Here is a 14,265-nt window from a genome sequence, read left to right on the forward strand (position 1 = left end):
TGTGGAGTGAACCGACGAATTTCTCGGGGCTGTGCCTGACCTTAGCCGCCTGCTGTCTGGCGAATAGCGTTTTCGCAGTCGAGGGGTGCAGGATGGCAGCGCCGCTATTGCGCTTGAAGCTGCCTAGGCCTGCACCCTGACAAGAGTTCAATAGTTTCGCTCAAGGCCGTGAGCGTGGTCTGCATTTTTGAGGTCTATCAATGCGCCAAGTCTATGTGAGTGGATCCTATCTACCGGAAAGCGAGGCCCGTATCTCGGTCTTCGATCGGGGCTTCCTGTTCGCCGACGGAGTCTATGAGGTCACGCTCGTTCTTGATGGCAAGCTCGTCGATTTTGCCAGTCACATGGCGCGCCTGCGGCGATCGCTCCGTGAGCTCGATATGCCGTTCTCCCTGACCGAAGCAGATCTTTTGAAGATCCACAGGGAGCTCATTGGACGGAACAATGTATCCGAGGGACTTGTCTATTTGCAGATCACCCGGGGCGCGGCCGACCGCGATTTCATATTTCCTACTCGGGATACGCCGAACACCGTGGTGCTCTTCACACAAGAGAAGGCACTTGTCGAAAATCCGGTCGCCATGCGCGGCCAGCACGTCATAACCGTGGAAGATCTCCGGTGGCGGCGCTGCGACATCAAAACGGTGCAACTCCTGTATCCCTCCATGGCCAAAATGCAGGCGAAATCACGCGGCGCCGATGACGCATGGCTAGTGAGGGATGGTTACGTCACGGAAGGCTCTTCCAACAACGCTCATATCGTGACTTCGGATGGGACGATCGTCACGCGGGATCTCTCGAGCGATATCCTGCACGGGATTACCCGGGCAGTCGTTCTGCAGTGCGCAAGTGAACTTCATCTGCGGGTGGAGGAGCGCCCATTCACGGTAGTAGAGGCCAGACTTGCGACGGAGGCGTTTTCAACGTCATCATCCGGGCTGGTGAACCCGGTGGTCAGGATGGATGGTGCGCCGATCGGCAACGGGCTGCCGGGCGTAGTCACCCGGCGGTTGCGACAAATTTATCTCGATAGAAGCCGAGCATCGGCGATCTAGCGTTGATCGTCGACGGTGTTCTCTGCGGCGTCAAACATCGATACGATACCTGCCGGTGGCGTTACTGGGGCGCATATGGACCGCGCTAACTCAAGCACTCCTGACGCCAGCCCTGCACGTGAATAGCTCGCCCGAGCACTCGCGGCGCCCAAGTAGCTTGACAAGGCCGCTGCTAGGCTGGCGTTCGCGCCAGATGCTGGCGGCGATCCTTCCATTGGCGGGGCATCTCCTCTGACTCTAGTCAAGCGGTCCTTGGCGAATCCCAGCGCGAGCCGCCGAAGGGGCTGAGCGCCTTGTCGCGCAATTCCCTGAACTTGGACGAGGCTTCGGCCAGGCGCCGGTCCCATTCCGGATTGGGGACCTGGCCCTCGATGGTGGCGAAGTAGACCTGCATCAGCGAAGCGATGGCGAAGGGCTCGATGAAAGCCGCCTTGAAGGCCCAGGCGAAGACGATGGCCAACACGAAGGCCCAGCCGGCAAGCTGGCCCGGCATGGCCCAGAGGATCGCGGCGGCGGGCGCCAGCATCAAAAGGAAGATGACGAAGGAAACACCCCACATGATCACCGCCAGCCAGACGGCGTTCTTGACCATCAACTTGCCGTTCTGCGCATAGAGCACGACGCCTTGCCTGGCGGTCTCGAAAGGCGAGTTGGAATTGGTGCGGATGTTGTAGCCGAGGATGATCTCGTCGACATAGGTCAGCGACAGGCGGATCACGGTGTTGATGAAGCTCACCAGACCGCTCAAGCCTGGAATGGGTAGGAATGCAGCAATGCCGCCGATCAGCCCGGTGATGGCGCGGATGGCGCCTTTCACCAGCTGGTCGACGACGAAAAGGATTTTGGCCTCGGCGAAGCGCTTCGTCACCACTTCGCGCGCATAGGCGATCTGGCCCTGGCCGTCGGGAACGTCCTGCCCGTCGATCAGATGGACCATGACGGCGATATGGCCGGCCTTGAGCACATAGAGAATGTATTCGCGGATCCAGTAGACGGCGATCGAGACCACGCCGAAGCCGACGATCCCACCCCACAAGGCAAAGGACATCGGCCCGTCCGGATCGGTCGAGATGTGGCCGACGCCGTAACCGACGCTGGCGCCGGTACCGGTCGCTGTTATGTAGGCCACCGTGATGCCGAAATAGACGATGATGCGAAAGACGATGAACGGCCACGTCCGCATCATGATGGACACCGACCGGCCGATGCTGAAGTCCCACATGGCCCCGACCCTCCGCCTCAGAGAATTGGCGGGAGAGGATGCGCTCGCTCCTGCCAAAGTCAATGTCGGAGGGATTTTGAGCGGGGGACAATTGTCTGAGGCAGCGCGGACCCGAGTGATTGCCCGGAACGCCGCGACCGGATGCTATTTGGTTTTCAGGCCTTCCAGCAGCTGCTTGAACGCCGCCACAACCTTCTTCGACGTCGCTTCCGGATCCTTGGCATTGGCGATGCGCTGCGAGGCCTGGCTACTGGCGCCGTTGATGAGCCGCGCTGCGGTCTCGGGGTCGAGATCGGGAACGACGACGCCCTCCTCCTGCAGCTTTGACAGGTGATCGGTCATTGAAGCCGTGCAGGCGCTGGCGTTGGGCCACTGAGCCGGATCGCCGAGCACGGCCGGGCCGTCCCTGAACATGATGCGCTGGATTTCCGGCTCAAGCGCCATCTCGATATAGGTGGTGCATTCGTCGACGAAATGCTGCCAGCGAGTAGGCGCCCGCGAGGCCACCTCGTTCACCCGCGCCGCCATCTCGGCGTCGATCTCGGCGATCACCGCCTGCAGCAGCCCCTTCTTGTCGCCGAAATGATGATAGAGCGCGCCGCGCGTCAGACCCGCCGAAGCGGTGAAATCGTCCATCGAGGCCTCGGCATAGCCGATCGTGCCGAAGGCATGGCGCGCGGCCGCGATCAGCTTGGCGCGCGTCTCGGCGATCATCTCCTTGCGGGGTTTGTGCATGGCTCCTGGTCTTATTCACATACGCGTCGTATGCTAATTGACATACGCGACGTATGAACTATCTGACATTCATACGCTGCGTATGTAATTGCGGCGCCTTCCCTTGTCGAGGAACGGGACCATGCGAAACCCATATTCGGAAATCTTTCGGGCTCCTGGCACGAAGAGCTTCGCCGCGGCAGCCTTCATCGCCCGGCTGCCGATCGCCATGGCGCCGATCGGCATTGTGGCGATGCTGTCACAAACGCATGGCGAGTACTGGCTGGCCGGCGCCGTCTCGGCCACATACGCTTTGGTCAACGCCTTCCTGTCGCCGCAGGTCTCGCGGCTGGTCGACCGCCTCGGCCAGAGCCGGATTGCCGTGCCGACGACACTTGTCTCGGCGCTTGCCTTCGCGACCTTGATCGTCGCGGCCAACCAGCACTGGCCGGTGTGGACCTTGTTCCTATCGTCGCTGCTTGCCGCCTTAATGCCCAGCATCCCGGCGCTGGTCAGGGCGCGCTGGACCGAGATTTTTCGCAACCGCCCCGAGCTCAATACGGCCTTCGCCTTCGAATCGGCCGCGGACGATCTGGTCTATGTCGCTGGGGCATCGCTGTCGGTGGGCTTGAGCGCCGCGCTGTTCCCGGAAGCCGGGATGGTGGTGAGCACCCTGCTGCTCGCCTTCGGCTCGGCGGCATTCCTGCTGCAGCGTTCGACGGAACCGCCCATTCGCCCGGCCGAGGATGGCGCGGCCGGTTCGGCGATCCGCCTGCGGCCGGTGCAGATCATCACCTTCGCGCTGATCTTTGTCGGCGCGACCTTCGCAACCACGGAAGTCACCACCGTTGCCATTACTGAAGAGCTGGGCCAGCCCGAAGCAGCCAGCCTCGTCATCGGCGTCTATGCACTGGGATCCTTCGTGCTCGGCATCATCGTCGGCGCGCTCAGTTTGCGCACGCCGCTGCAACGGCAACTCGCGATAGCTGTCGCCGTCATCGCGCTCACCACGCTGCCGCTGCTTTTTGCCGACACGGTGCCGACCCTGGCGCTAGCCGTCTTCGTCAGCGGCGTTGCCATCTCGCCGACCTTCATCACCGCCTTTGGCCTGATCGAACGCCACGTGCCGCCGGCAATGCTCACGGAAGGCGTGACCTGGGTGACCACCGGGATCGGTATCGGCATAGCGCTGGGCTCCTTCGCCGCCGGCTGGATGGTCGACACTTTTGGACCGCAGAACGGGTTCTGGGTGTCGGTGGCGGCAGGCTCAGTCGCCTTGGTCACCGTGCTCGCCGGCCAGTGTCGGCTGGCGACGCCGGACTGCGACCCGAATGAATGCGAAGCGGCGATTGTTCCGGCTGGATGATACCGATGCATCCGGCTCTGGCTGGCTATACGTCCTGCTGTCGAACGAACTTCGCCGACGGGAATGCGTAAAGCCCCGTCGGCGCGCCATGGAGCATGATCTCCCGCTCGAAGACGAAGCCGCATTTCTCCAGCACGCGCCGCGATGCCGGATTGGCGGGACGCGCCAGTGCGATCACCCGACCGGCGCGCAAGGGGCCGAAAGCCGCGTGCAAGCTCCCCCGGACCAGTTCCGTCGCGTAGCCATGCCCCCAGGTCTCGGGGTGAAGATGATAGGACAGGTTCAGCCCATCGAAATCGCTCGATAAGGTGACGCCGCCGAAGCCGATCAGTTTCTCATTGGCTTCGACCGCCCAGCGACCAAATCCGCGCCTGTCCCAATGATCGATGTCGCGAGCGAGCCTCGCGGCACTCTGCTGCGGCGTGTCCGGCGTCGGGTCGGGGCGATGCGCCACCAGTTCGGGGCGCGAGAAAAGATCGGCCAGAAACTCCAGATCCGCCTGTTTGGGCCGGCGCAGCAGCAGTCGTTCGGTCCGCTGGCTGACAGGCAATGGCGCGGCCATCGTTTTTCTCCGTCGCCCTGTCGGCCGAAACGTCAGAGAATTTCCGTCTTGGCGATGTGAATGCCGAATCCTTCGAGCCCGACATAGTGGCGCTCGCGCGAGGCGATCAGGTTGATCGAGGAGATGCCGAGATCCTTGAGGATCTGCGCTCCGAGCCCTATCTCGCGCCACTCGTTCTCGCGCCGGCGCGCCTCTTCGTGATCCTCGCGGTCGCCGCTTTGTGGCCGCTTGCGCTCCTGATGGGCGACGCCGACCGAGCCTTCGCGCAGGTAGACGATGACGCCACGCTTGCGCTCGCCCATCGCCTTCATGATGTGGTCCAAGCGGTGGCTGGTGCCGAAGACGTCGGTGACGACGTCTTCCGAATGCAGCCGCACCGGCACCTCCTCGCCGTCGCGGATGTCGCCGAAGACGACCGCGACATGGTGCATGGAATCCCAGGGCAGCGTGTAGGTGAAGACCTGCGCCTTGCCGCCGGGCGTCTCGATGTCGGAGCAGGCGACGCGCTCGACCAGCGTTTCCTTGCGCTGGCGATAGGCGATGAGATCGGCGACCGAAACCTGCTTCAGCCCGTGCTGCGCGGCGAAAGCCTGCACCTCAGGTCCACGCTTGACGGAGCCGTCGTCGTTGACCAGTTCGGAGATGACGCCGATCGGCGGCAGCCCGGCGAGTTTGCACAGGTCGACCGCGGCTTCCGTATGGCCCGAGCGCATCAAGACACCGCCTTCGCGCGCGATCAGCGGGAAGATGTGGCCGGGCCGCACGAAGTCGGAGGCACCAACATTGCCATTGGCGAGGTTACGCACGGTGAGCGTGCGGTCGTCCGCCGAAATACCCGTCGTGGTGCCGTGCTTGAAGTCGACGCTGACGGTGAAAGCCGTGGTGTGGGCGGAATCATTGTCGGCCACCATGGGCGCAAGGTTTAGCCTCCTTGCGTCCTCGCGCAGCATCGGCGTGCAGACGATGCCGGAGGTGTTGCGGACGATGAAGGCCATCTTTTCCGGCGTGCAGTGGACGGCGGCAACGATCAGGTCGCCCTCGTTCTCGCGCCCATCATCGTCCATGACGACGACGATCTCGCCGCGCTCGAAAGCGCGGATCGCTTCGACGATCTTCTTCTGGTCGTATGGCATGGACGCTCGCTAGCTCCATTGGGGAATAGGGCGGTAAGGGAGTAGGGGAACGGAAAAAGTTTGGCGTCGCCGAATGCGACGTAACATACTCTCCTGCTGCCTTACTGCCCTCCTCCCCTTCCCGTCTGTCCTCTATGGCGCAGATAATGATCCGCAATCGCGCAGGCAACCATGGCCTCGCCGATCGGCACGGCGCGGATGCCGACGCAGGGATCGTGGCGGCCCTTGGTCATGACCTCGACGTCCTTGCCGTCCTTGTCGATCGATTTCCGAGGCGTCAGGATCGAGGAGGTCGGCTTGACGGCGAAGCGTGCGACGATCGCCTGGCCGGTCGAGATGCCGCCGAGGATGCCGCCGGCATTGTTGGACAAAAACACCGGCTTGCCGTCATTGCCGATCCGCATCTCGTCGGCATTCTGTTCGCCGGTGATGCGGGCGGCTTCGAAGCCGTTGCCGATCTCGACGCCCTTGACGGCGTTGATCGACATCAGGCCGGAGGCGATGTCCTGGTCGAGCTTGGCATAGATCGGCGCGCCGAGGCCCGCCGGCACACCTTCGGCGACGATCTCGATCACCGCGCCGACCGACGAGCCGGCCTTGCGAATGCCGTCGAGATAGGCGGCAAAGACCGGAACCGAAGCCGGGTCGGGGGTGAAAAACGGGTTTTCCGCATCGCCGATGAAATTCCAGTTCCAATTGGCGCGATCGATCGACTTTTCACCCATCGAGACCAGGGCGCCGCGCACCACCATGCCCGGCACCACCTTGCGTGCCAGCGCGCCGGCCGCCACTCTGGCTGCCGTCTCGCGCGCCGAGGAGCGGCCGCCGCCGCGATGGTCGCGCAACCCGTATTTGACCTCATAGGTGTAATCGGCATGGCCCGGCCGGTACTGGCGGGCGATCTCGCCGTAATCCTTGGAGCGCTGATCCACATTCTCGATCAGCATCGAGATCGGCGTGCCGGTGGTGATCATCGTCTCGCCGTCCTCGTCGAGGATGAAGCCGGAGAGGATCTTGACCTCGTCCGGCTCGCGGCGCTGGGTGACGAAGCGCGACTGGCCCGGGCGGCGCCGGTCGAGCTCGGCCTGGATGTCCTCGCGCTTGAAGCGGATCCCGGGCGGGCAGCCGTCGACAACGCAGCCAAGCGCGGCGCCATGGCTTTCACCCCAGGTGGTGACGCGGAAAAGATGGCCGAAGGTGTTGTGAGACATGGAAAAACGCCCTGCCCGGCGCGGACCCGGTTCGCCGGTTCAAGCATGCCTTCTATTGGCGTTTTCCACAGCGGTCAAACGGTGATCGGATGCATCAATCTGTGATCTGGAGGATTTAGTTTTGACACATTCGGTTGGTTTCTGCTCTCTTCCATCCGCCGTTGAGGATCCGCCGTTGCTCATGCCGGCGCAATGACCAAAGAGGACGACGATGCGTACCCTGATTGGCGCCGCCTGCGCCATGTTGCTCATTTCCACCGCCGCCGCGTTCGCCGGCCAGACCGAAGGCTTGATCAAGAAGGTCGACAAGGACACGCTGACGCTGACGCTGGACGACGGAAAGTCCTACAAGCTCAACGCCGAAACCGATCTCGACGCGCTGAAGCCCGGCATGGATATCGTCATCGCCTACGACGTGACCAATGGCGAGAATGTCGTGACCGATATGCAGCTGCCGGACAGCGACTAGAATCATCTGCGCTGCGAGGTCTTGGCGGACGGCGCAGTGCGTTGGTAGAGGACACCTTGGCAATTGTCCGGAGCGCCGAACGCTTCGTCATCCTGGAGCGAAGCAAGGGGCGCAGCGACGCAACGCAGATTCCAGGACGGCGACGTTCGAGGCCTTCGGCCGACCTCCAACACACGGCCTAAAATGCAGGCCCTACAGCCACTCCAGGCTGCGCCCCTCGAGCCGTAGCAGGCGGTCCTGCGGCATGTCGAGGCTGGCGGCTTCCTGCTTGGAAATGCCGGTGACGAAGCGGAAGAAGCAGCGCATGACCCCGCCATGGGTGACGCAGACGGTCGGCTGGCGAAGCGCGTCGAACCAGGGTTTTATCCGCTCGAGCAGCATCTCGTAGCTTTCGGCGCCCTCGCCGGGCGGCTGGAAATCCCACTTCGCGGCGCGGCGGCTTTTGGTCGAACCCGGGACACGCCTTTCGAGTTCGGCAAAGGTGAAACCCTGCCAGTCGCCGAAGCTTAGCTCCACCAAGCGCGGATCGGTGCGATAGGCGAGCGGGTCGAGACCCATCGCCGCGCGCATCAGTTCCATCGTCTCACGCGTGCGGCGCATCGGGCTGGCGACAAAATCGAAATCCGCGGCGTTTCCGATAAGGTCCACCAACCGTCGGCCGTTTTGCGTCGCCTGCTCGCGGCCAAGTTCGTTGATATCGGTGTCTGCCTGCCCCTGCAGCCGACCCTCGGCGTTCCACTGCGTCTGGCCGTGGCGGGCGATGTAGACGAGCGGGTACATCAGGTCTCCGGAGGTCGGGCCAGGGCCTGGACGAATAGACAGGCGGAGAGAACTAGTCCTTGACGGTCGAGATGTCGGGCGCGTCGACCGCCTTCATGCCGACCACATGGTAGCCGGAATCGACGTGATGGACCTCGCCGGTCACGCCGCGCGACAGGTCCGACAGGAAGTAGACGCCGGAATCGCCGACTTCTTCCTGCGTCACCGTCTGCTTAAGCGGCGCGTTGTACTCGTTCCATTTGAGGATGTAGCGGAAGTCGCCGATGCCGGAGGCGGCAAGGGTCTTGATCGGGCCGGCCGAGATGGCGTTGACGCGGATCTTCTTGGAGCCGAGGTCGACGGCCAGATAGCGCACGCTGGCCTCGAGCGCCGCCTTGGCGACGCCCATGACGTTGTAGTGAGGCATAACCTTCTCGGCGCCGTAATAGGTCAGCGTCAGCAGCGAGCCGCCTTCGCTCATCAGCGGCTCGGCGCGCTTGGCGATGGTGGTGAAGGAAAACACCGAAATATCCATGGTGCGCAGGAAATTATCGCGCGTCGTCTCGACATAACGGCCGGTCAGCTCGTCCTTGTCCGAGAAGGCGATGGCATGGACGAGGAAGTCGAGCTTGCCCCAGTGCTTGGCGATGTCGGCAAAGACTGCGTCCAGGCTTTCCGGATCGGTCACGTCGCAATGGCCGGCGACATGCGCGTTGAGTTCCGCCGCCAGCGGCTCGACGCGCTTCTTGAACGCCTCGCCCTGATAGGTCAGCGCGATTTCGGCGCCGTGATCGACGCAAGCCTTGGCGATGCCGAAAGCGATCGACCGATTGTTTGCGACGCCAAGGATGAGGCCTCGCTTACCGGCCATCAGGCCCTGTCCACCCGCCATGTGCGCAATTCTCCGCAAGAATGTCTGCTTTGTGGAGCCCTATCGCACAGGCACAGGGCCCCTTCAAGCGTCGAAAACAGACTGGCTTGAGGAGAAAACCGCTTCGATCAGCCTTTCCGCTTGCGCATCAGGGCTTCGAGATCGGCGTCTCCACCCTCCGGCAGCATCAGCCGCACATGGGCGTAGAGATCGCCATGGCCACCTACTTTTTCCGGCAGGCCCCTGCCCTTCAGGCGCAACACCTTGTCCGAGCTCGACCATGCGGGAACGTTGACCGCGAGCTTGCCGGTCGGCGTCTCGACGGCCACCTTGGCGCCGAGCACCGCGTCGGCGAGTTCGATAGGCAGGTCGACATGCAGGTCGCGGCCCTCGATGCGATAGCGCGGATGGCGGCGAATGTGGATCTTGACCAGCGCGTCGCCCGGCTGGCCGGGCCCCTGCTCGCCCTGACCCTTCAGGCGGATGGTCTGGCCCTCCTCGACATAGGTGGGAAGCTTGACCGCCATCTTGCGGCCGTCAGGGAACATCGCCGTCACCTTCTCCGCGGTGGCGGCCTCTTCGACGGTGATGTCCAGCGTGACATTGAGGTCAGGCGCCTGGACCGGCTGGCGACGGTCGCCACGGCCTGGACCGCGCCCACCCGAAAAGGCCTCGCCGAAGATCTGGCTGAAGATGTCGCTGTTGCCGTCGAAAGGATCGCCGCCCGGACGACCGGTGCGGAATTCGAAATGCGCCCCGCCGGGGCCCTGCTGACGGCGGAATCCGGCAAACGGATCGCCACCGGCCGCGCCCTCGAAGCCCTGGAATCTCGGCTTGCCGTCGGCGTCGATCTCGCCGCGATCGTAAGCTGCGCGGCGCTTCTCGTCGCCGACGATCTCATAGGCCTGGTTGGCGGCCGCAAAACGCTCTTTCGCCTTCGGATCATTCGGATTCTGGTCCGGATGATGCTGCTTGGCGAGCTTGCGGTACGCCGATTTTATTTCCTTGGCCGAGGCGTTCTTGGCAACGCCCAGCACCTCATAGGGGTCGCGCATGCTTCCTGCCTGAAAGAGAGATTGGGTCCACAGTTGCCTTCTATATGCGCTCGCATAGGAAGAAATTCCAGTGGTGCAAGATGCCGATGGCGATTGAAATTAGAGCGCCTTGAACTCCTGCATGCGCCAGCCTCCGGCGTCGGCAATGCACAGCTCGCCCTGATACATGGCGACGCCGTCGAAACTTTCCCGCGTCGCGTTGAAGCGGCGGCAGGTCAAGCCGCCATCCTTGAGTTCCACCAGCTCGGTGATCGAGCCGCGGGAGCCGGTGCCGGCATTGGCCCATGGCACCGCCTGGCCGCCGAGCTCCTGGATGTCGGCGGAAGACACCGCATTGCCGATCGTGGTCTGGTCCGAGTCGTTGTCGCTGCTTGCCGGCACGGCGGGCGCGGACGGCGCGCTGGAGGTGATGATCGAGCGGTCAACCTCCGCCTTCTCGAGGCTGAAGCCGCCGGCGCCACAGGCCGCGAGCGGAAGCGCCAATGTCAGCAACGCAGCCTTGGCGCTGGCCGAAGCAATAACGCTCCATTGCCCGCTGTCAAAAGCTTGCGCGATACGCGACAATCGGCGAACTCCTCCCGCAACGTTAAAAATTTGGAAAACTATGAACGAAAGCGAGTTAACAAGCGGTGACTTCGCCGAGGCTTTGGAGCCGTTCCGGCTGTTTGCCGAGTGGCTGGACGACGCCGTCAAGAGCGAGATCAACGACCCCAACGGCGTTGCGTTGGCAACCGTCGACGCCGACGGCATGCCGGATGTGCGGATGGTGCTGCTCAAGGGGTTCGACGAAAGGGGATTTGTCTTCTACACGAATTTCGAGAGCGCCAAGGGCCGCGAGATTCTTGGCAGCATGAAGGCGGCGATGTGCTTCCACTGGAAATCGCTGCGCCGCCAGGTGCGCGTGCGCGGGCCGGTGGAGATCGTCAGCGACGCCGAGGCTGACGCCTATTATGCGACGCGGCCGCGCGGCAGCCGCATCGGCGCCTGGGCCTCCAAACAGTCGCGGCCGCTGGAAAGCCGTTTCGCGCTGGAGAAGGCGGTGGCCGAATACACGGCGCGCTATGCGATCGGCGAAATCCCCCGGCCGAAACACTGGTCGGGCTTCCGCATCCTGCCGCAGACGATCGAGTTCTGGCACGACCGCCCGTTCCGGCTGCATGACCGCATCGTGTTCTCGAGAAACGACGCCGGCGGCTGGGACAAGACGCGGCTCTACCCCTGAGATCGCCGAGAGCGAAGAGTTCAGCCTTTCTTGCGGGTCATGAAGGCGGTCAACGCCGCGCGCGCCTCGTCGGACTTCAGCCGCTCGCGGAAATGCTCGCTCTCGACCTTGATGCGGGCGACGATTTCCTTGCGCGGCTCACGCATCAGATCGCGGGCAATCTTAAGCGCCTGCGGCGGCTTGGCGGCGATCTCGGCCGCCGCAGCCAGCACCGCGCCTTCCAGCTCGTCTTCCGCGACCACATCGTAGATCAGGCCGGCGGCCTTGGCGCGCTCAGCCGAAAAACCTTCGCCGAGACCGAGCAGCGCGAAGGCGCCCTGGCGGCCGAGGACCTGCGGCGCGAGCAGGCTCGAGCCGGCCTCCGGCACGAGGCCGAGGTCGACGAAGGGCGTGCGGAAGAGCGTTCGCGGCGTGGCGAAGGTCAGGTCGCAATGCAGATTGAGCGTGGTGCCGATGCCCACCGCTATGCCATCGACACCCGAGACCATCGGCTTCTCCGCCTTGGCCAGCGCCATCAGGAAATCCCACACCTCATTCCCCCCCTCGCCGCCGGTGGCGATCACCAGGAAGTCCGCAAGGTCGTTGCCGGAAGAAAAGGCACCGGGCACCCCGAGAAAGACATGGACGCGAACGGTCGGGTCGGCATCCCCTTCAGAAAGGGCGGCCGACATTTTCGCATACATGGCACGCGTCAGCGCGTTCTTCTTGTCCGGCCGATTCATACGGATGATCTGCACGGCGCCCCAGCGCTCGATGAGGATATGGTCGGTCACGGTCGGTTCCTTCGGCTGACTGACTGTTCAGGCGATCAGCGCCTTGCCGGCGGCGGCGAGGCTTTCGGCGCCGTCGATGACGCGCTCCTTGAGCGCGCGCGTCTCGCCTAGGAGGTTCTCGGCAAAGAAGCGGCAAAGCGCGACGCGGCCGCGGTCGGCTAGGCCGCCTTGCGCCAAATAAGCGCCGCCGGCGGCGAGCGAGATTAGGCGCAGATAGGGCGTGGCGCCGGCCATCGCGGCATCGGCCTTGCCGTCGGCCAACAGCCTTTGCAAGAAGCGCGTTGCCTCGTCGAGATCGGCAAGCGCGCGATCGAGATTGTCGGCGGTGCGGCCAAAACCTTCGATGTTGGAGGTGCGCACCGCATCGGCCATCGCTTTCAATTCGCCGATATAGCGATGCACGTGCGCGCCGCCGCCGAGCGGCAGTTTTCGCGAGACGAGGTCGATCGCCTGGATGCCGTTGGTGCCTTCATAGATCGGCGCGATGCGGGCGTCGCGATAGAGCGGCGCCGCGCCCGTCTCCTCGATGAAGCCCATGCCGCCATGCACCTGGATCCCCAGCGAAGCGACCTCGACGCCGACATCGGTCGAAAAGGCTTTTGCCAGCGGCGTCAAGAGATTGGCGCGGTCGCGCCAGTTAGCGGCGGCCTCGCCCTCGGCGACACGGGCACGGTCGATGGCGTGCGCGCAGGAATAGGCGATAGCACGCGCGATCTGCGTCAGCGCCTGCATTGTGAGAAGATTGCGCTGCACGTCCGGGTGACGGACGATCGGCGCCATGCCGGACCCTGAATAATCAGATGCCTTGCCCTGCCGGCGCTCATTGGCATAGGCGATCGCCTTCTGCGTGGCGGTTTCGGCCACCGCAACGCCCTGCATGCCCACCGCGAGACGAGCGTTGTTCATCATCGTGAACATGCAGGCCAACCCTTTGTTCTCCTCGCCGACCAGCCAGCCGATGGCGCCGGGCCTCATGCCCTCAAAACCGTCGCCATAGATCATGGTGCAGGTCGGCGATGCATGGATGCCGAGCTTGTGCTCGAGGCCGGAACAGAAGACGTCGTTGCGGGCGCCGAGCGAGCCATCGTCATCGACCAGGAACTTCGGCACCAGGAAGAGCGAGATGCCGCGCGTGCCGGCGGGCGCGTCGGGCAGCCTCGCCAGCACCAGATGCACGATGTTGTCGGTGAAATCGTGCTCGCCATAGGTGATGAACATCTTCTGGCCGAAGATGCGGTAGGTTCCGTCGGCGGCAGGCTCGGCACGCGTGCGCAAAGCGGCGAGGTCCGAGCCCGCCTGCGACTCGGTCAGGTTCATCGTGCCCATCCACTCGCCCGAGACGAGCTTCGCCAGGTATTTGGCCTTGAGCGCCTCGGAGGCGTGCTTGTCGAGCGCCTCGACCGCGCCCATGGTGAGCGTCGGGCCGATGCCGAAGGCCATCGCGGCGGAGTTCCACATCTCGAGCGCGGCGACGGCTAGCATGGTCGGCAAGCCCTGGCCGCCATATTCGGCCGGCCCGGACAGCGCGTTCCAGCCGCCTTCGATCCAGCGCCGGTAAAGCTCCTTCCAGCCGGGCGGTGTGGTGACAGAAGCGCCCTTCAACACCGCGCCATGCTCGTCGCCGATCTTGTAGAGCGGCGCAACCTCCTCGCTGGCGAAGCGCCCGGCCTCGGCCAGGATCGCGTCGACCAGGTCCTCGCCGAGGTCGCCGAAGGTGCCGTCGTCCAGCGCCGGCTTCAGGCCGGCTACCTGCTTCAGCGTGAAGGCGATGTCCTCGACCGGTGCGCGATACATGTTTGCTGCTTCTCCTCCAGTGCGGCCAACCGTAGTCGCGTAGCCGAAGCGAGGCCATT

Annotated in this window: 15 protein-coding genes; 4 read left to right on the plus strand and 11 right to left on the minus strand. The window is 63.8% G+C overall.

The genetic code is table 11. The features are described 5' to 3' along the window. Positions 1-200: 200 nt before the first annotated feature. On the plus strand, positions 201-1,055 hold the full coding sequence (locus P9217_RS05150; RefSeq protein WP_127241297.1) for a D-amino-acid transaminase: 855 nt from the start codon (positions 201-203) through the stop codon (positions 1,053-1,055). 241 nt (positions 1,056-1,296) lie between these two features. On the opposite strand, the gene P9217_RS05155 is transcribed toward P9217_RS05150, so the two are convergent. Together P9217_RS05155 and P9217_RS05160 are read right to left on the minus strand one after the other, a co-directional pair. Further along, complete coding sequence (locus tag P9217_RS05155) at positions 1,297-2,277, minus strand: hypothetical protein (RefSeq protein ID WP_127241296.1); 981 nt, start codon at positions 2,275-2,277, stop codon at positions 1,297-1,299. A 144-nt stretch (positions 2,278-2,421) separates the two neighbouring features. After that, a complete protein-coding gene (locus P9217_RS05160) occupies positions 2,422-3,012 on the minus strand; it encodes a TetR/AcrR family transcriptional regulator (protein ID WP_066998060.1) in 591 nt (196 codons plus the stop codon). Positions 3,013-3,133: 121 nt separating this feature from the next. Here P9217_RS05160 and P9217_RS05165 point away from each other — a divergent pair, with 121 nt between their 5' ends. Then, positions 3,134-4,357 (plus strand): MFS transporter, encoded by a 1,224-nt coding sequence (locus P9217_RS05165; RefSeq protein ID WP_278086486.1) that lies wholly within the window; start codon positions 3,134-3,136, stop codon positions 4,355-4,357. Positions 4,358-4,382: 25 nt separating this feature from the next. On the opposite strand, the gene P9217_RS05170 is transcribed toward P9217_RS05165, so the two are convergent. The 3 genes from P9217_RS05170 to aroC form a co-directional block, all read right to left on the minus strand. Continuing rightward, on the minus strand, positions 4,383-4,919 hold the full coding sequence (locus P9217_RS05170) for a GNAT family N-acetyltransferase (protein WP_127241117.1): 537 nt from the start codon (positions 4,917-4,919) through the stop codon (positions 4,383-4,385). Positions 4,920-4,951: 32 nt separating this feature from the next. Then, entirely contained in the window at positions 4,952-6,052 is a 1,101-nt protein-coding gene (gene ribB, locus P9217_RS05175; RefSeq protein ID WP_278086485.1) for a 3,4-dihydroxy-2-butanone-4-phosphate synthase, read from the minus strand. Positions 6,053-6,153: 101 nt separating this feature from the next. Next, positions 6,154-7,263, minus strand: a complete 1,110-nt coding sequence (gene aroC / locus P9217_RS05180; protein WP_127241116.1) for a chorismate synthase — start codon at positions 7,261-7,263, stop codon at positions 6,154-6,156. A 211-nt stretch (positions 7,264-7,474) separates the two neighbouring features. Between aroC and P9217_RS05185 the strand changes: the two genes are divergently transcribed. After that, on the plus strand, positions 7,475-7,732 hold the full coding sequence (locus P9217_RS05185; RefSeq protein WP_095813682.1) for a DUF1344 domain-containing protein: 258 nt from the start codon (positions 7,475-7,477) through the stop codon (positions 7,730-7,732). Between the two features lie 192 nt (positions 7,733-7,924). On the opposite strand, the gene P9217_RS05190 is transcribed toward P9217_RS05185, so the two are convergent. From P9217_RS05190 to P9217_RS05205, 4 genes are all read right to left on the minus strand, one after another. After that, positions 7,925-8,512, minus strand: a complete 588-nt coding sequence (locus tag P9217_RS05190; RefSeq protein ID WP_278086484.1) for a histidine phosphatase family protein — start codon at positions 8,510-8,512, stop codon at positions 7,925-7,927. Between the two features lie 52 nt (positions 8,513-8,564). Continuing rightward, positions 8,565-9,383 (minus strand): enoyl-ACP reductase FabI, encoded by an 819-nt coding sequence (gene fabI, locus P9217_RS05195; RefSeq protein ID WP_067327837.1) that lies wholly within the window; start codon positions 9,381-9,383, stop codon positions 8,565-8,567. Between the two features lie 107 nt (positions 9,384-9,490). After that, positions 9,491-10,417, minus strand: coding sequence for a DnaJ C-terminal domain-containing protein (locus P9217_RS05200; RefSeq protein ID WP_066998086.1), 927 nt, complete (start codon positions 10,415-10,417; stop codon positions 9,491-9,493). 99 nt (positions 10,418-10,516) lie between these two features. Further along, positions 10,517-10,981 (minus strand): RT0821/Lpp0805 family surface protein, encoded by a 465-nt coding sequence (locus tag P9217_RS05205; RefSeq protein WP_067327836.1) that lies wholly within the window; start codon positions 10,979-10,981, stop codon positions 10,517-10,519. A 40-nt stretch (positions 10,982-11,021) separates the two neighbouring features. Between P9217_RS05205 and pdxH the strand changes: the two genes are divergently transcribed. Beyond that, on the plus strand, positions 11,022-11,639 hold the full coding sequence (gene pdxH, locus P9217_RS05210) for a pyridoxamine 5'-phosphate oxidase (RefSeq protein WP_067327835.1): 618 nt from the start codon (positions 11,022-11,024) through the stop codon (positions 11,637-11,639). 20 nt (positions 11,640-11,659) lie between these two features. Here pdxH and P9217_RS05215 read toward each other — a convergent pair whose 3' ends face one another. Both P9217_RS05215 and P9217_RS05220 read right to left on the minus strand, forming a co-directional pair. Next, entirely contained in the window at positions 11,660-12,412 is a 753-nt protein-coding gene (locus tag P9217_RS05215; RefSeq protein WP_127241113.1) for a crotonase/enoyl-CoA hydratase family protein, read from the minus strand. A 27-nt stretch (positions 12,413-12,439) separates the two neighbouring features. Continuing rightward, positions 12,440-14,206, minus strand: coding sequence for an acyl-CoA dehydrogenase (locus P9217_RS05220; protein WP_278086483.1), 1,767 nt, complete (start codon positions 14,204-14,206; stop codon positions 12,440-12,442). Positions 14,207-14,265 lie beyond the last annotated feature (59 nt).

The organism is Mesorhizobium sp. WSM4989 (genome assembly GCF_029625795.1).
GTDB lineage: Bacteria > Pseudomonadota > Alphaproteobacteria > Rhizobiales > Rhizobiaceae > Mesorhizobium.